The following is a 14,805-nucleotide window of genomic DNA, read 5'->3' as shown; positions in this document are numbered from 1 at the left end:
TCCGTTCTATTCCTTAATTAAACGACGCCGGCGCGCAGCATGTCATGCATATGTACCACACCCAGCAATTGGTCGCCATCGGCAACCAACAGCGCGGTGATGTGGCGTTGCTGCATCAGATTCAGCGCATCGACCGCCAGGATATTGGGGCGCACCCGCACGCCGCCCGGCGTCATGACATCAGCGATCTTCGCCTCGTGCAGGTTGATGCCCATGTCGAACACCCGTCGCAGGTCGCCGTCGGTAAAGATGCCGGCGATTTTCATCAGATCGTCGCATATCACCGTCAGGCCCAGATTTTTGCGGGTGATTTCCAGCAGCGCGTCGCGCAACGAGGCGTCAGCGCTGACGTGGGGCATTTCGTCGCCGCTGTGCATGATATCGCTAACCCGCAGCAGCAGTTTGCGGCCGAGTGCGCCGCCCGGATGGGACAGCGCGAAATCTTCAGGCGTGAACCCGCGCGCTTTCAGCAGCGCGACGGCCAGCGCATCACCCATCACCAGCGTGGCGGTGGTGCTGGTGGTCGGTGCCAGCCCCAGCGGGCAGGCCTCCTGCGGCACCTTGATGCACAGATGGATATCCGCCGCCTTGCCCATCGAACTTTCCGGGTTGTTGGTCATACAGATGAGGGTGATCTGCTGGCGTTTCAATACCGGGATCAGCGCCAGGATCTCGCTGGACTCACCGGAGTTGGAAATCGCGAGCACGATGTCCTGCGAGGTGACCATACCCAAATCGCCATGGCTGGCTTCCGCCGGATGAACGAAGAATGAGGGGGTGCCGGTGCTGGCGAATGTCGCGGCGATCTTGCAGCCGATATGACCGGACTTGCCCATGCCCATCACCACCACTTTGCCGCTGCAGGCGGCGATGGTTTCGCAGGCGTGGGTGAAGTCTGCGTTGATGTAGCTGTCGAGCTGGGCCAGCCCTTCACGCTCTATCTGAAGCACTTCTTTACCGGCCTGTTGAAAATCGAAGCCCGGTTGCAACTCAATGTTCGACATACTCATTCCCGTCGGTTTAGCCGAAAGTACTGAAAGGGTTAAAGAACAGCACCGCAAGATACGCAATAAAGCCACATAATAACAGCGCGCCCGCCAGGTGGCCGATGCGGTGTTTGCGGCCGATGCACAGCACGCTCAGCAGCACGCTGGCCGCCAGCATCACCCAGTAATCGCGCTGGAAGGCGGCGGCGTCCACGCTGCCCGGCGACAGCAGGGCGGGCACGCCCAGCACGATCACCGTGTTGAAAATATTGGAGCCGATGATGTTGCCAATCGCCATATCATCTTCGCCCTTCAGCGCCCCGGCGATGGAGGTGGCCAACTCGGGCAGACTGGTGCCGATGGCGATAATGGTCAGCCCGACCACCAGTTCGCTCAGGCCGAAATAGTGCGCGATCACCGTCGCGTTATCGACCACCATTCTGGAAGAGAGCGGCAGAATGATAAACGCCAGCACCAGCCACAGCACCGCCACGGTGTTGCTGCTGTCCTGCGGCAACTCGGCGATCTGCTCCATGGTCAGGCTGTCGCTGCCCTCGCGCTGCGCCAGACGGGCGATTTTCAGCATCAGCAGGATGAAGCCGGCGGCGGCGGCCAACAACAGCACGCCGTCCAGCCTGCTGAGGGTGCCGTCCATCAACACGAAACCGCACAATACTGTGACCGCTAACATCAACGGCAGTTCGCGCCGCAGTATTTCGGAGCGCGCCGCCAGCGGGTGGATCAGCGCCGCGACGCCCAGGATCAATAAAATGTTGGTGATGTTGGAACCTAATACGTTGCCAACGGCCATATCTATCTGCCCGTTGAGCGCGGCGGTGGTCGACACGATCAACTCCGGCAGCGACGTGCCGATGCCGACGATGGTCATGCCGATGATCAACGGCGGCACACCGAGCGAGCGGGAAATCACGGCAGCACCATAAACTAAGCGGTCTGCACCGTACACCAGTAGAAATAAACCAACGATTAATAATGCTATCGCGAGAAACATGCAGGGTCCTTTGTCGGGTATTATCCCGGTTCGTTGGTTAAAGCCGTCAATGCGGCGGTATTGCTTGCCCTCCGTTGCGCGCGTTTGAGCCGCAGCAACGGTTTTTCCCGGCTAATAGTTGAACACTTTCGTTTTTTTTCGTTATGGCGCCAATTTTGACCGGGTGGCGCGGAAAAGTAAAACCAATGGCACCATTGGTTGCGAAATGGCAGTAAGTTTTTGTAAAGATGAGACGGATTGCGCCCATTGCTTTAACATCACGGGTAGATTCAGCAAAAGATGAGTCGTAAAGGGTCCATTAACATGCTCCAAAAGGCAGATAATTTGGTCGAAGTGCGCGACATGAGCTTCTCGCGCGGCGACCGACGGATATTTGAAGACATCAACCTGACGGTGCCTCGCGGTAAGGTCACGGCGATCATGGGGCCATCGGGCATCGGCAAAACCACGCTGCTGCGTCTGATCGGCGGTCAACTGACGCCGGACAGCGGGGAGATTTGGTTTGACGGCGACAACATTCCCGCGTTGTCCCGCCGTCAGTTATACGACGCGCGCAAAAAGATGAGCATGCTGTTCCAGTCGGGCGCGCTGTTCACCGATTTGACCGTATTCGAAAACGTGGCCTACCCGCTGCGTGAACACAGCAACCTGCCTGAACCCCTGCTGCGCAGCACGGTGCTGATGAAGCTGGAAGCGGTGGGGCTGCGCGGCGCGGCCCAACTGATGCCCAATGAACTCTCCGGCGGCATGGCGCGCCGGGCGGCGTTGGCGCGGGCGATCGCGCTGGACCCTGAAATGATCATGTTCGACGAGCCCTTCGTCGGCCAGGATCCGATCACCATGGGGGTGCTGGTCAAGCTGATTGACGAGCTGAACCATGCGTTGGGCATTACCTGCATCGTGGTGTCGCACGACGTACCGGAGGTGCTGAGCATCGCCGACTACGCCTACATCGTGGCCGATCACCGGGTGATCGCCGAAGGCACCACGCAGCAATTGCAGAACAATCCTGATGCGCGCGTGCGCCAGTTCCTGGATGGTATAGCGGATGGGCCGGTGCCGTTCCGCTATCCGGCCGGGGACTATCAGACTGAACTGCTAGGCTTAGGGAGTAAATAAGCTCATGTTATTAAGAGCGTTAGCGTCGTTGGGGCGCAGTGGCATCAACACCAGCGCCAGCTTCGGCCGCGCCGGGCTGATGCTGTTCAACGCATTGATTGGCCGGCCGGAACCCGGCAAGCAGTGGCCGCTGTTGCTGAAGCAGCTCTATAGCGTCGGCGTGCAGTCGCTGTTGATCATCATGGTTTCCGGGCTGTTCATCGGCATGGTGCTGGGTCTGCAGGGGTACATCGTGCTCACCACCTACAGCGCTGAAGCCAGCCTCGGCATGATGGTGGCGCTGTCGCTGCTGCGCGAGCTGGGGCCGGTGGTGACGGCGCTGCTGTTCGCCGGCCGCGCCGGTTCCGCGCTCACGGCGGAAATCGGCCTGATGAAGGCGACGGAACAGATCTCCAGCCTGGAAATGATGGCGGTCGATCCGCTGCGGCGCATCGTGGCGCCGCGCTTCTGGGCCGGGCTTATCAGCATGCCGCTGTTGACCATCATCTTCGTGGCGATCGGCATTTGGGGCGGCTCGGTGGTCGGCGTGGATTGGAAGGGCATCGACAGCGGCTTCTTCTGGTCGGCGATGCAGGGCGCCGTAGAGTGGAAAAAAGATCTGCTCAACTGCCTGATCAAAAGCGTGGTGTTCGCCATTACCGTAACCTGGATTGCCATTTTCAACGGGTACGACGCCGTGCCTACCTCTGAAGGGATTAGCCGGGCGACGACGCGGACCGTGGTGCATTCGTCACTGGCGGTGTTGGGATTGGATTTCGTGCTGACAGCACTGATGTTTGGGAATTGATTCGATGCAAACGAAGAAGAGTGAAATCTGGGTTGGGGCATTTATGCTGATCGCGCTGTGCGCCATCGTGTTTATCTGCCTGCAGGTGGCGAACCTTAAATCGATCGGCAGCGAGCCGACCTACCGCGTTTACGCGACGTTCGACAACATCGGCGGCCTGAAGCCACGTTCGCCGGTGAAGATCGGCGGCGTAGTGATCGGCCGCGTGGCGGACATCGAACTCGATCCGAAAACCTACACGCCGCGCGTGGCGATGGATATCCAGAAAAAGTACGACCAAATCCCGGATACCAGTTCGCTGGCGATCCGCACCTCCGGCCTGCTGGGCGAGCAATATCTGGCGCTTAACGTGGGCTTCGAAGATCCTGAAATGGGCACGGCCATTCTGAAAGACGGCGGCACCATTCAGGACACCAAGTCAGCCATGGTTCTGGAAGATCTGATCGGCCAGTTCCTGTATAAAAGCGGCGGTCAGGACAGCGCCAAATCGGGAGACGCGGCCGCTGAGCCGGCTGCCGGCGCTGCACCGCAACCCGCTGTTCCAAATCATTAAGAGAGGATACCTGCATGTTTAAACGTTTACTGATGGTGGCCCTGCTGGTGGTTGCGCCGCTGGCGAGCGCAGCCGACCAAACCAATCCTTACAGCATGATGCAAGAAGCGGCGCAGAAGACCTTCAGCCGTTTGAAGAACGAACAGCCGAAGATCAAGCAGGACCCGAATTATCTGCGCGCCATCGTGCATCAGGAACTGATGCCGTTCGTGCAGGTGAAATACGCCGGTGCGCTGGTGCTGGGCCGTTACTACAAAGACGCGACGCCTGCGCAGCGCGAAGCTTATTTCACCGCCTTCCAGTCTTACCTGGAGCAGGCTTACGGCCAGGCGCTGGCGATGTACCACGGCCAGACTTACCAGATCGCGCCTGAACAGCCGCTGGGCAATGCCGATATCGTAGCCATTCGCGTCACCATCATCGACAACGGCGGCCGCCCGCCGGTGCGTCTGGACTTCCAATGGCGCAAGAACAGCAAAACCGGCTACTGGCAGGCATATGACATGATCGCCGAAGGCGTCAGCATGATCACCACCAAGCAGAACGAGTGGGCGTCTACGCTGCGTACCCAGGGCATCGACGGCCTGACCAAACAGCTGCAGGCCGCCGCCGCGCAGCCTATCACGCTGGACAAGAAAAACTGATGTCGGCAGCGCTCAGCTTCGAATCACAGCAGCAGACGCTGATCCTGCGCGGTGAACTGGACCGGGAAACGCTGCAGCCGTTGTGGCGGCAGCGCGACGCGTTGATGGCGGATAAAACCGCGATAGACGTGGCGCAACTGCAGCGTGTGGACTCCTCCGGGCTGGCGCTGTTGCTGCATCTGCAGGAAGAGCAGCGCCAACGCGGCGTCGCGCTAAAAATTTTCGGCGCTACCGAGCGCCTGAAAACGCTGATCGCGCTCTACAACCTGCAGGCGATAATGCCTGTCGATACCGCCGGTTAGCGGCGTTTTACGCCGCTTTTACGTGGTAAAGCGATACAAAGCCCCTGTTACGCAGGGGCTTTTTCTTTAGTTTAAGAAAACATCGTATTCCACTAAGATACTAGGCTGTTTATGATCCTTTAGCGGCAGAACTGGATACTATGGAAACCAACGAGATTAAAGACGTGCTGATGCAGGCATTGGCACTGGATGAAGTACATGTGACAGGCGACGGCAGCCACTTTCAGGCGATCGTGGTCGGCGAACTGTTCGCCGGCATGAGCCGCGTCAAAAAACAGCAGACGGTTTACGCGCCGCTGATGGAATACATTGCGGACAACCGCATTCATGCCTTGTCTATCAAGGCGTACACCCCTGAAGAGTGGCAGCGAGACCGCAAACTCAACGGATTTTAAGGCTGTTTGCCCTGCCGGGCGGGCAGCTTCAGATTAGATAACAGAGAGTAGTCAGATGGATAAATTTCGTGTGCAGGGTCGGACTCGCCTGAGCGGTGAAGTGTCTATTTCCGGGGCCAAAAACGCCGCCCTGCCGATCCTGTTCGCCGCCCTGTTGGCGGAAGAGCCGGTCGAGCTGCAGAATGTCCCTAAACTGAAGGACATCGACACCACCATTAAACTACTCAGCCAATTGGGTACCAAGATTGAGCGCAACGGTTCAGTCTTTGTGGACGCCAGCGGCGTGAACGAGTTCTGCGCCCCTTACGATCTGGTGAAAACCATGCGCGCTTCCATCTGGGCGTTGGGGCCGCTGGTGGCGCGCTTCGGCCGCGGTCAGGTTTCTCTGCCGGGCGGCTGCGCCATCGGCGCGCGTCCGGTCGATCTGCACATCACCGGCCTGGAGCAGTTGGGCGCCGAGATCAAGCTGGAAGAAGGTTACGTCAAGGCGTCCGTCGATGGCCGCCTGAAGGGCGCGCACATCGTTATGGACAAGGTGAGCGTGGGCGCGACCGTGACCATCATGAGCGCCGCGACCCTGGCGACCGGCACCACCGTTATCGAGAACGCCGCGCGTGAGCCGGAAATTGTCGATACCGCCAACTTCCTCAACACGCTGGGCGCGAAGATCAGCGGCGCCGGCAGCGACAAGATCACCATCGAGGGCGTCGAGCGTCTGGGCGGCGGCGTGTATCGCGTGCTGCCTGACCGCATCGAGACCGGTACCTTCCTGATCGCCGCCGCAGTTTCCGGCGGTAAAGTGATGTGCCGCAACACCCGTCCGGACACGCTGGATGCGGTGTTGGCCAAGCTGCGCGAAGCCGGTGCCGATATCGAAGTGGGCGAAGACTGGATCAGCCTGGACATGCACGGCAAACGTCCGAAGGCGGTCACCGTGCGCACCGCGCCGCACCCGGGCTTCCCGACCGACATGCAGGCCCAGTTCAGCCTGCTGAACCTGGTGGCGGAAGGCACCGGCGTCATCACCGAGACCATCTTCGAAAACCGCTTCATGCACGTGCCGGAATTGATCCGCATGGGCGCGCACGCGGAAATCGAGAGCAACACCGTGATCTGTCATGGCGTTGAACAGCTGTCCGGCGCTCAGGTGATGGCGACCGACCTGCGCGCTTCCGCCAGCCTGGTGATCGCGGGCTGCATCGCCGACGGCGTGACCGTTGTCGATCGCATCTATCACATCGATCGCGGCTATGAGCGTATTGAAGACAAGCTGCGAGCGCTGGGTGCGAACATCGAGCGTGTGAAAGGCGAATAACGCATTAGCGCCGGCGCGGCTGCGTCGGCAGGATGAAAATCAAAGGGCCGGCTATCAAGCCGGCCCTTTTTAATTGCTGTCTTCCGGGAATTCACCCACCGTCATTTTCAACGTAATGCGCTTGCCGTCGCGCAGCACGATAACCGGTATCTCGGTGCCCGGCCTGATCTCCGCCACCTGATCCATGGTTTCCAGCACGGACACCGCCGGTTTGTTATCCACGTTGATGATGATGTCGTTGATCTGGAAGCCGGCGCTGCTCGCCGGGCCGTTTGGCGTAATCTCGGTCACGATGATGCCCTGCAGGCGATCGATGCCGGAATTGGACGAGCGCAGCGGGATGATCTCTTTGCCCTGAATGCCGAAATAGCCACGGATCACGCGGCCGTCGCGGATCAGCTTGTCCATGATTTTGGTGGCCAGTTCGATCGGAATGGCGAAGCCGAGGCCCTCCGGCGTTTCGCCGTCGGTGATTTTGTCATAGGTCAGGGTGTTGATGCCGATCAGCTCGCCCAGCGAGTTGACCAGCGCGCCGCCGGAGTTGCCGCGGTTGATCGAGGCGTCGGTCTGCAGGAACGTCTGCCGGCCGGTGGTGCTCATACTGATGCGCCCGGTGGCGCTGAGGATGCCCTGAGTGACGGTCTGCCCCAGGTTATAGGGATTGCCGATCGCCAGCACCACGTCGCCGACGTGGGCAACGCGATTTTTATTGGTCGGGATCACCGGTAAATTGCCGGGATCGATCTTCAGCACCGCCAGGTCGGTCAGGCCATCGGAGCCGACCAGCAGCGCTTCGTAGCGGCGGCCATCCTGCAACACCACGGTGATCTGCTGTGCGTCTTTGATCACGTGGCGGTTGGTGATGATATAGCCGCGTTCGTTCATGATCACGCCGGAACCGAGCGACAGCACGTTGGCGGCGCCGTTCAGGTTGCGGTTGTAGATGTTCACCACGGCGGGCGCAGCGCGGCGCACCGCTTTGTTGTAGCTCACCGGCGTTTCGTCGCTGGTATTCTCGGTTTTTTCTGCAAACAGGCCGTTGGAAGAGCGCAGCATGGGCAGGGCGGCCAACAGCAGGCCGGCAACGATGAGACCGATAACGACAGAACGCAAGAGCTTAGCAAACATGGAGTTTTCGTGGTGTGGTGAACGATGTTCGGAGGATAGCATGAGTTAACCGGGCGCAGTATGTCACCGAGCCCGGTTTTTGCACAAATTAACGCAGCAGCAGATAAATGGTTTCGTTACCGCGCACGATATTGAGCGCCATCACCGGCGGCTTGGCTTCCAGCACCTTACGCAGCGCTGTGATGCTGTCCACGCGCTGGCGGTTGACGCCGATGATCACGTCGCCTTTTTGCAGACCGATCTGCGCCGCCGTCGAGCCTTTATCCACGTTCTCCACCTTCACGCCCTTGTCGCCGCTCGGCAGCGCGCCGTTGCTGAGGGAAACCCCCTGCAGCGCCGGCGACAGCGTTTCGGCGTTGGTCGAGGCGCTCTCGCTGTTGTCCAGCGTGACCGAGACTTCCTGCGGTTTGCCGTCGCGCAGTAGGCCGACCTTGAGGGTTTTGCCCGGCGCGGTGGTGCCGACCTTGGCGCGCAGCTCGGCGAAGCTGTTCACCGGCTTGCCGTCGACGGAAACCAGAATATCCCCGGCTTTGATGCCGGCCTTGGCGGCGGCGGATTTCGGCAGCACTTCGCTGACGAAGGCGCCGCGCTGCGCGTCGGTGTTGAAGGCTTTGGCCATGTCCGGGGTCATTTCGCTGCCCTTGATGCCCAAGAGGCCGCGCTTCACTTCGCCGAATTCGATCAGCTGCTGGCTCAGGTTCTGCGCCATATTGCTCGGAATGGCGAAGCCGATGCCGACGTTGCCGCCGCTCGGTGCCAGGATGGCGGTATTGATGCCGATCAGCTCGCCGTTCAGGTTAACCAGCGCACCGCCGGAGTTGCCGCGGTTGATCGAGGCGTCGGTCTGAATGAAGTTTTCCAGCCCTTCCAGATTCAGGCCGGTGCGGCCCAACGCCGAGATAATGCCGGAGGTGGCGGTTTGGCCCAGGCCAAACGGGTTGCCGACCGCTACGGCGAAGTCGCCGACGCGCAGCTGATCGGAGTCGGCCATCTTGATGGCGGTCAGATTTTTGGTGTCGCTGAGCTGCAGCAGGGCGATGTCGGATTGCTCATCGCGGCCGACCAGCTTGGCGTCCAGCTCACGGCCGTCGTTCAACTGCACGCGGATTTTATCGGCGTTGTTGATGACGTGGTTGTTGGTCAGCACGTAGCCTTTGGCGGCGTCGATGATCACGCCGGAACCCAGCCCTTCAAACGGGCGGGAGCTCTGCTGTTGGCCGGGGAAATTCGGGCCGAAGAAGCGTCTGAACTCTTCCGGCAGCTGTTGGCGCTGCACCTGAGTGCCTGCGACATGCACGCTCACGACGGCGGGCAAGACTTTTTCCAGCATCGGCGCCAGGCTCGGCAGCGGCTGACCCTGAACGGCGACGGGCAGGGCCGCGTTAGCCGCCGGTACGGAGCTGAGCGCCAGGCCGAGGCTCATTGCCAATGCGCTAAGAATTAACGATTTTTTCTTCATTGATGATAACTCTCTCAATACCTGCCGATGAAAATTTGATGATAAGGCAATCACCTTGTCATAGTGAAGGGTAAGACCGTGAATTTGCGTGCAAAGTTCAGTAAAGGTAATGCGAAGGAAGGTCAATCAGGCAAACGGAGAAATAAACCCGCGGGTGGCCCCGCGGGCGAAGGGCGAGATGTTAGTCGCGGCGCGCGCCTTGGCCACGCAGCAGGCCGGAGGCGCCTTCCGAATAGTCGCGCGGCATTTCCACCGGCGCCTGATCGTTGTCCGCTTCCGCTTCGGTCAGGCGATAGCGGAACGGGTTCTCCTGCATCGGCAGATCCGGCAGCAGGTTGTTGGAGCTTTTCGCCATATGCTGATACAGCTGGCGATAATCGCGCGCCATGTTGTCCAGCAGCTCGGCGCTGCGGGCGAAGTGGCCGACCAGCTCCTGACGGTACTCTTCCAGCTCGGTTTGGCTCTTGTCCAGCTCATTCTGCAAGACTTGTTGTTGACGCAATTTACGGTTGCCAAAACGCATCGCCACCGCACCAATCACGATACCGACGACCAAACCAATCAGCGCATACTCCCAGGTCATGATGACTCCTATTTTGACTTCGTTGTTCCGCAGGGATTTTTCACTTAATAATATCCACTATAACCGTTAACCTTGTCCGAGTGGAATCCTGATGCGCTTCCACCCAGTGTTTACAGGGTTTTCAACGGCGCCCGCAGCGGGCATTTGTGGCGATAACGGTGCGAATCGGCATCAACTTGCCGCCAACGTTGGCTAAATAATTTCTAAGCGTTCTTAGGGAACATCGAACAGATGCAGGCACTATCACCGTTATCTCGCTACCAGCAGGCGCTGGATGCGGGGGAATATCAGGCCGATGAGGTTCAACGCCGGGCCGTCACTCAACTGGATCGCATTTATCAGGCCCTGCTGCAAATACCGGCGGTGGGCGCGCCTGCCGGCGGGCTGCGCGGCAAGCTCAGCCGTTTGCTGGGCAAGGGCGGCGAAACGGCGCCGCAGCGTCCGGTGCAGGGGCTGTATATGTGGGGCGGCGTCGGGCGCGGCAAAACCTGGCTGATGGACATGTTTTTCCACAGCCTGCCGGGCGATCGCAAAATGCGTCTGCACTTCCACCGCTTCATGCTGCGGGTGCATGAAGAGCTGACCGAGCTGCAAGGGCAGGAAAACCCGCTGGAAATCGTCGCCGACGGCTTCAAGGCCGAAACCGACGTGCTGTGCTTCGACGAGTTCTTCGTGTCCGACATCACCGACGCCATGCTGCTGGCCACGCTGCTGCAGGCGCTGTTCGCGCGCGGCATCACCCTGGTGGCCACCTCGAACATCCCGCCGGACGATCTGTACCGCAACGGCCTGCAGCGGGCGCGTTTTCTGCCGGCCATCGATCTCATCAACGAATACTGCGACGTGATGAACGTCGACGCCGGCATCGACTATCGCCTACGTACCCTGACCCAGGCGCACCTCTATCTGACGCCGCTGGGCGAGCAAACGCGCGAGACCCTGGATCGGATGTTCGTCAAGCTGGCGGGCAAGGCGGGGGAGGAGGCGCCGGTGCTGCAGATTAACCATCGGCCGCTGCAGGCGATCCGTTCGGTGGACGGCGTGCTGGCGGTAGATTTCCACACGCTGTGCGAAGAGGCGCGCAGCCAGCTGGACTATATTGCGCTGTCGCGGCTGTATCACAGCGTGATCCTGTATAATGTGCAGGTGATGGGGCCGCTGAAAGAGAATACCGCGCGCCGTTTCCTGGCGTTGGTGGACGAATTCTACGAGCGGCACATCAAGCTGGTGATCGGTGCCGAAGCGTCGATGTTCGAGATCTATCAGGGGGTGCAACTGAAATTTGAATTCCAGCGCTGCCTGTCGCGCCTGCAGGAAATGCAGAGCGAAGAGTATCTCAAGCTGCCGCATCTGCCCTGAGTCCGCAGGCTTGTCGCCGCCGTATCGCCGGTTGTCCGCCACCGGCGATAAATTTATTTTCCATTCAAAAACCGTTCGATCTTTGTGAGCGACTTCTCTATAATCTTGCGACCCCACGTTACAACAAAGTTTTTTTTCCCAAAAACTTTATAGTGCCGGCAATGGCTATTCGAAGGGGTAGGTTTGCTGGACTTGTATGGTCGTGTGAGCCTCAACTGTTTTCGAGCGTTTGGGTGTTCACCAACGTGTAACTAATTATTGGGTAAGCTTTCTAATGAAAACTTTTACAGCTAAACCAGAAACCGTAAAACGCGACTGGTACGTTGTTGATGCAGATGGTAAAACTTTAGGCCGTCTCGCTACTGAACTGGCTCGTCGCCTGCGCGGCAAGCATAAAGCGGAATACACCCCGCACGTGGATACCGGTGATTACATCATCGTTCTGAACGCTGACAAAGTTGCTGTAACCGGCAACAAGCGTACAGACAAAGTGTACTACCACCACACCGGCCACATCGGTGGTATCAAGCAAGCGACCTTTGAAGAGATGATTGCCCGCCGTCCTGAGCGCGTGATTGAAATCGCGGTTAAAGGCATGCTGCCAAAGGGCCCGCTGGGTCGTGCTATGTTCCGTAAACTGAAAGTTTACGCGGGCACCGAGCACAATCACGCGGCACAGCAACCGCAAGTTCTGGACATTTAATCGGGATTAATGGCAATGGCTGAAAATCAATACTACGGCACTGGTCGCCGCAAAAGCTCCGCCGCTCGCGTCTTCATCAAGCCGGGCAACGGTAACATCGTTATCAACCAGCGCAGCCTGGAACAGTACTTCGGTCGCGAAACTGCCCGCATGGTAGTTCGTCAGCCGCTGGAGCTGGTCGACATGGTTGGCAAACTGGACCTGTACATCACCGTTAAAGGTGGTGGTATCTCCGGTCAAGCTGGCGCTATCCGTCACGGTATCACCCGTGCACTGATGGAGTACGATGAGACTCTGCGTTCTGAACTGCGTAAAGCTGGCTTCGTCACCCGTGACGCTCGTCAGGTTGAACGTAAGAAAGTCGGCCTGCGTAAAGCACGTCGTCGTCCGCAGTTCTCCAAGCGTTAATTTTCGCTGCTTCGGCAGTGCGATTTACGCAAAAAACCCGGTGCTGCACCGGGTTTTTTTATGCCTGAAATCCGCCGTCTCCGACTAAAATCTGTGGCATATCAGACAATTCAACATGAATTCGCCGCACCGTCCCCACAAAACAAGCAAAATCTGGTAAACTATCACCCACTTTTGCGCCTGTTCGCCGTGCAGTTGACCGCCTGGGCCGGTTTTTCATGGGCTCGGTCGCGCTGCGTGCTGCCGGCCTGCGGCAAGATTATTCAGGATAGCAGCCTGTCAGTTGGCTATTCGCAGTATTTTCTAGATAACTTGGAGGTTTTCATGGCTGTCGCTGCCAACAAACGTTCGGTAATGACGCTGTTCTCTGGCCCGACCGACATTTTTAGCCATCAAGTACGCATCGTACTGGCGGAGAAAGGTGTCAGCGTCGAGATCGAGCAGGTCGAAATGGATAACCTGCCGCAAGATCTGATTGACCTCAACCCTTACCAGACGGTGCCTACGCTGGTCGATCGCGAACTGACCCTGTATGAATCCCGCATCATCATGGAATACCTGGATGAGCGTTTCCCGCACCCGCCGCTGATGCCGGTTTACCCGGTTGCCCGTGGCGAGAGCCGTCTGATGATGCTGCGCATCGAGAAGAACTGGTACTCGCTGATGGACAAGATCGAGAAAAGCAGCGGTCAGGAAGCGGAGTCCGCCCGCCGCCAACTGCGCGAAGAGCTGCTGGCGATCGCGCCGATCTTCGGTCAGGCGCCGTATTTCATGAGCGAAGAGTTCAGCCTGGTGGATTGCTACCTGGCGCCGCTGTTGTGGCGTCTGCCGCAGCTGGGCATCGAATTGAGCGGCGCCGGCTCCAAAGAGCTGAAAGGCTATATGACCCGCGTCTTTGAACGCGACGCTTTCCTGGCTTCCCTGACCGAAGCCGAGCGTGAAATGCGCCTGCAAACCCGGGGCTAAGCGCGATGGACATGTCTCAGATGACGCCGCGTCGCCCGTATCTGCTGCGGGCGTTCTACGACTGGCTGCTGGATAACCAGCTGACGCCGCACCTGGTGGTCGACGTAACTCGCCCTGATGTTCAGGTGCCGATGGAATTCGCGCGTGACGGCCAGATCGTGCTGAATATCGCGCCGCGCGCGGTAGGCAACCTGGCGTTGGGCAACGAAGACGTGCAGTTCAACGCGCGCTTCGGCGGCGTGCCGCGTCAGGTTTCGGTGCCGATGGCCGCCGTGCTGGCGATCTATGCGCGTGAAAACGGTGCCGGCACGATGTTCGAACCGGAAGCCGCCTACGACGAGAGCGAAGGCGTGTTCGAAGGTCTGGACAATGAGACGATCCCTTCGGAAACGCTGATGTCAGTGATCGACGGCGATCGCCCGGATACTGCGGAAGACAACGGCCCGGATGACGAGCCGCCGCAGCCGCCGCGCGGTGGCCGCCCGGCGCTGCGCGTGGTGAAATAATCCCGCCAGAGCGAACGAAAAAGCACCCTAAGGGGTGCTTTTTTTTTGCCCGGCAGAAGCGGGTCAGCCTTTCAGGGCGGCAATGCAGGCATCGCGGGGCGCGCTGAGATCGCCGACGCGCACGGTAGAGAGGGCGCGGGTTGCGCGCTGGCGGAAACTGGTGATGGCGGTGTCGCCTTGCACCTCCGGCGGCGCGGTGCAGATGTCATTGAGCGGCAGATCGTTGCCTTGGTTGAGCGCCTGCAACACCGCCGCCGGATTGTAGATCAGGGCCGCGGAAAGGGCCGATTTGATACCGGCGGTAAAGCCGGCGTTGCCGCCGCCGGCCAGCTTGGGCGCCAGGGCAATCCAGTTGTCGTCCCCCAGCCGGATGCTGTTTTCTACGGCGCTGAACTGCCCGGCCTTACCCAACTGCGCCACGACCGGCCGCGCGCCGCGCGCTTCGATATTGTAACCGACCTCCTGCGAATCCGGCGCCATGGCTGAAGCGCTGAAACTGGCGGCCAGCAGCGCGCCGGCCAACAGGGAAATGGAGCATTTCATGTTCGCTATCCTTATCTCGGTGTCAGGCGCAGCTGCG

At 59.4% G+C, this 14,805-nt stretch carries 18 protein-coding genes; 12 read left to right on the top strand and 6 right to left on the bottom strand.

All coding sequences use genetic code 11. From position 1 onward, the window contains the following. Positions 1-17 precede the first annotated feature (17 nt). Positions 18-1,004 (bottom strand): arabinose-5-phosphate isomerase KdsD, encoded by a 987-nt coding sequence (gene kdsD, locus AAIE04_RS05985; protein WP_019453137.1) that lies wholly within the window; start codon positions 1,002-1,004, stop codon positions 18-20. A 16-nt stretch (positions 1,005-1,020) separates the two neighbouring features. Then, positions 1,021-1,998, bottom strand: coding sequence for a calcium/sodium antiporter (locus AAIE04_RS05980; protein WP_025160120.1), 978 nt, complete (start codon positions 1,996-1,998; stop codon positions 1,021-1,023). Between the two features lie 303 nt (positions 1,999-2,301). On the opposite strand from AAIE04_RS05980, the gene mlaF reads away from it, so the two are divergent. The 7 genes from mlaF to murA all read left to right on the top strand — a co-directional run bounded on the left by mlaF (position 2,302) and on the right by murA (position 7,113). Then, positions 2,302-3,117 carry a phospholipid ABC transporter ATP-binding protein MlaF gene (mlaF, locus tag AAIE04_RS05975; protein WP_043129180.1) on the top strand — a complete coding sequence of 272 codons (816 nt, stop codon included), beginning with the start codon at positions 2,302-2,304 and terminating at the stop codon, positions 3,115-3,117. Between the two features lie 4 nt (positions 3,118-3,121). Continuing rightward, the gene (mlaE, locus tag AAIE04_RS05970) at positions 3,122-3,904 is read left to right on the top strand and encodes a lipid asymmetry maintenance ABC transporter permease subunit MlaE (protein WP_004937059.1); all 783 of its coding nucleotides are present in this window, start codon (positions 3,122-3,124) and stop codon (positions 3,902-3,904) included. Between the two features lie 4 nt (positions 3,905-3,908). After that, positions 3,909-4,457 carry an outer membrane lipid asymmetry maintenance protein MlaD gene (gene mlaD / locus AAIE04_RS05965; RefSeq protein WP_025160119.1) on the top strand — a complete coding sequence of 183 codons (549 nt, stop codon included), beginning with the start codon at positions 3,909-3,911 and terminating at the stop codon, positions 4,455-4,457. A gap of 14 nt (positions 4,458-4,471) precedes the next feature. Further along, the gene (mlaC, locus tag AAIE04_RS05960) at positions 4,472-5,101 is read left to right on the top strand and encodes a phospholipid-binding protein MlaC (RefSeq protein WP_019453133.1); all 630 of its coding nucleotides are present in this window, start codon (positions 4,472-4,474) and stop codon (positions 5,099-5,101) included. Continuing rightward, entirely contained in the window at positions 5,101-5,403 is a 303-nt protein-coding gene (gene mlaB, locus AAIE04_RS05955; RefSeq protein ID WP_074055004.1) for a lipid asymmetry maintenance protein MlaB, read from the top strand. The genes mlaC and mlaB overlap by 1 nt, the downstream gene beginning before the upstream one ends. Positions 5,404-5,543: 140 nt before the next feature. Next, entirely contained in the window at positions 5,544-5,798 is a 255-nt protein-coding gene (gene ibaG / locus AAIE04_RS05950; protein ID WP_004937066.1) for a BolA family iron metabolism protein IbaG, read from the top strand. A 55-nt stretch (positions 5,799-5,853) separates the two neighbouring features. Next, a complete protein-coding gene (gene murA / locus AAIE04_RS05945) occupies positions 5,854-7,113 on the top strand; it encodes a UDP-N-acetylglucosamine 1-carboxyvinyltransferase (RefSeq protein WP_019453131.1) in 1,260 nt (419 codons plus the stop codon). 69 nt (positions 7,114-7,182) lie between these two features. Here the strand turns inward: murA and degS are convergent, their stop codons facing one another. From degS to zapG, 3 genes are all read right to left on the bottom strand, one after another. After that, entirely contained in the window at positions 7,183-8,241 is a 1,059-nt protein-coding gene (degS, locus tag AAIE04_RS05940; RefSeq protein ID WP_019453130.1) for an outer membrane-stress sensor serine endopeptidase DegS, read from the bottom strand. 88 nt (positions 8,242-8,329) lie between these two features. Continuing rightward, on the bottom strand, positions 8,330-9,700 hold the full coding sequence (gene degQ, locus AAIE04_RS05935) for a serine endoprotease DegQ (protein WP_025160118.1): 1,371 nt from the start codon (positions 9,698-9,700) through the stop codon (positions 8,330-8,332). A 181-nt stretch (positions 9,701-9,881) separates the two neighbouring features. Next, on the bottom strand, positions 9,882-10,283 hold the full coding sequence (gene zapG / locus AAIE04_RS05930; RefSeq protein ID WP_498576667.1) for a Z-ring associated protein ZapG: 402 nt from the start codon (positions 10,281-10,283) through the stop codon (positions 9,882-9,884). Positions 10,284-10,514: 231 nt separating this feature from the next. Between zapG and zapE the strand changes: the two genes are divergently transcribed. From zapE to sspB, 5 genes are all read left to right on the top strand, one after another. Beyond that, positions 10,515-11,642 (top strand): cell division protein ZapE, encoded by a 1,128-nt coding sequence (gene zapE / locus AAIE04_RS05925; protein ID WP_498576666.1) that lies wholly within the window; start codon positions 10,515-10,517, stop codon positions 11,640-11,642. A gap of 274 nt (positions 11,643-11,916) precedes the next feature. Further along, on the top strand, positions 11,917-12,345 hold the full coding sequence (rplM, locus tag AAIE04_RS05920; RefSeq protein ID WP_004937079.1) for a 50S ribosomal protein L13: 429 nt from the start codon (positions 11,917-11,919) through the stop codon (positions 12,343-12,345). Positions 12,346-12,360: 15 nt separating this feature from the next. Further along, complete coding sequence (rpsI, locus tag AAIE04_RS05915; protein WP_004937080.1) at positions 12,361-12,753, top strand: 30S ribosomal protein S9; 393 nt, start codon at positions 12,361-12,363, stop codon at positions 12,751-12,753. A 324-nt stretch (positions 12,754-13,077) separates the two neighbouring features. Then, on the top strand, positions 13,078-13,719 hold the full coding sequence (gene sspA / locus AAIE04_RS05910; protein ID WP_004937082.1) for a stringent starvation protein SspA: 642 nt from the start codon (positions 13,078-13,080) through the stop codon (positions 13,717-13,719). A 5-nt stretch (positions 13,720-13,724) separates the two neighbouring features. After that, positions 13,725-14,225: a ClpXP protease specificity-enhancing factor gene (gene sspB / locus AAIE04_RS05905; protein ID WP_004937084.1), complete on the top strand. Its 501-nt coding sequence runs from the start codon at positions 13,725-13,727 to the stop codon at positions 14,223-14,225. Positions 14,226-14,288: 63 nt separating this feature from the next. Here the strand turns inward: sspB and AAIE04_RS05900 are convergent, their stop codons facing one another. Next, complete coding sequence (locus AAIE04_RS05900) at positions 14,289-14,768, bottom strand: hypothetical protein (RefSeq protein ID WP_019453125.1); 480 nt, start codon at positions 14,766-14,768, stop codon at positions 14,289-14,291. Positions 14,769-14,805 lie beyond the last annotated feature (37 nt).

Source organism: Serratia sp. Ae19-1 (assembly GCF_059801225.1).
The sequence above is the reverse complement of the archived record's forward strand: the minus strand, read 5'-3'. Positions and strand labels throughout refer to the sequence as shown.

Coding starts and splice junctions, on each gene's coding strand:
- kdsD (WP_019453137.1), bottom strand. CDS start 1,004: ATGTCGAACATTGAGTTGCAACCGGGCTTCGATTTTCAACAGGCCGGT.
- AAIE04_RS05980 (WP_025160120.1), bottom strand. CDS start 1,998: ATGTTTCTCGCGATAGCATTATTAATCGTTGGTTTATTTCTACTGGTG.
- mlaF (WP_043129180.1), top strand. CDS start 2,302: ATGCTCCAAAAGGCAGATAATTTGGTCGAAGTGCGCGACATGAGCTTC.
- mlaE (WP_004937059.1), top strand. CDS start 3,122: ATGTTATTAAGAGCGTTAGCGTCGTTGGGGCGCAGTGGCATCAACACC.
- mlaD (WP_025160119.1), top strand. CDS start 3,909: ATGCAAACGAAGAAGAGTGAAATCTGGGTTGGGGCATTTATGCTGATC.
- mlaC (WP_019453133.1), top strand. CDS start 4,472: ATGTTTAAACGTTTACTGATGGTGGCCCTGCTGGTGGTTGCGCCGCTG.
- mlaB (WP_074055004.1), top strand. CDS start 5,101: ATGTCGGCAGCGCTCAGCTTCGAATCACAGCAGCAGACGCTGATCCTG.
- ibaG (WP_004937066.1), top strand. CDS start 5,544: ATGGAAACCAACGAGATTAAAGACGTGCTGATGCAGGCATTGGCACTG.
- murA (WP_019453131.1), top strand. CDS start 5,854: ATGGATAAATTTCGTGTGCAGGGTCGGACTCGCCTGAGCGGTGAAGTG.
- degS (WP_019453130.1), bottom strand. CDS start 8,241: ATGTTTGCTAAGCTCTTGCGTTCTGTCGTTATCGGTCTCATCGTTGCC.
- degQ (WP_025160118.1), bottom strand. CDS start 9,700: ATGAAGAAAAAATCGTTAATTCTTAGCGCATTGGCAATGAGCCTCGGC.
- zapG (WP_498576667.1), bottom strand. CDS start 10,283: ATGACCTGGGAGTATGCGCTGATTGGTTTGGTCGTCGGTATCGTGATT.
- zapE (WP_498576666.1), top strand. CDS start 10,515: ATGCAGGCACTATCACCGTTATCTCGCTACCAGCAGGCGCTGGATGCG.
- rplM (WP_004937079.1), top strand. CDS start 11,917: ATGAAAACTTTTACAGCTAAACCAGAAACCGTAAAACGCGACTGGTAC.
- rpsI (WP_004937080.1), top strand. CDS start 12,361: ATGGCTGAAAATCAATACTACGGCACTGGTCGCCGCAAAAGCTCCGCC.
- sspA (WP_004937082.1), top strand. CDS start 13,078: ATGGCTGTCGCTGCCAACAAACGTTCGGTAATGACGCTGTTCTCTGGC.
- sspB (WP_004937084.1), top strand. CDS start 13,725: ATGGACATGTCTCAGATGACGCCGCGTCGCCCGTATCTGCTGCGGGCG.
- AAIE04_RS05900 (WP_019453125.1), bottom strand. CDS start 14,768: ATGAAATGCTCCATTTCCCTGTTGGCCGGCGCGCTGCTGGCCGCCAGT.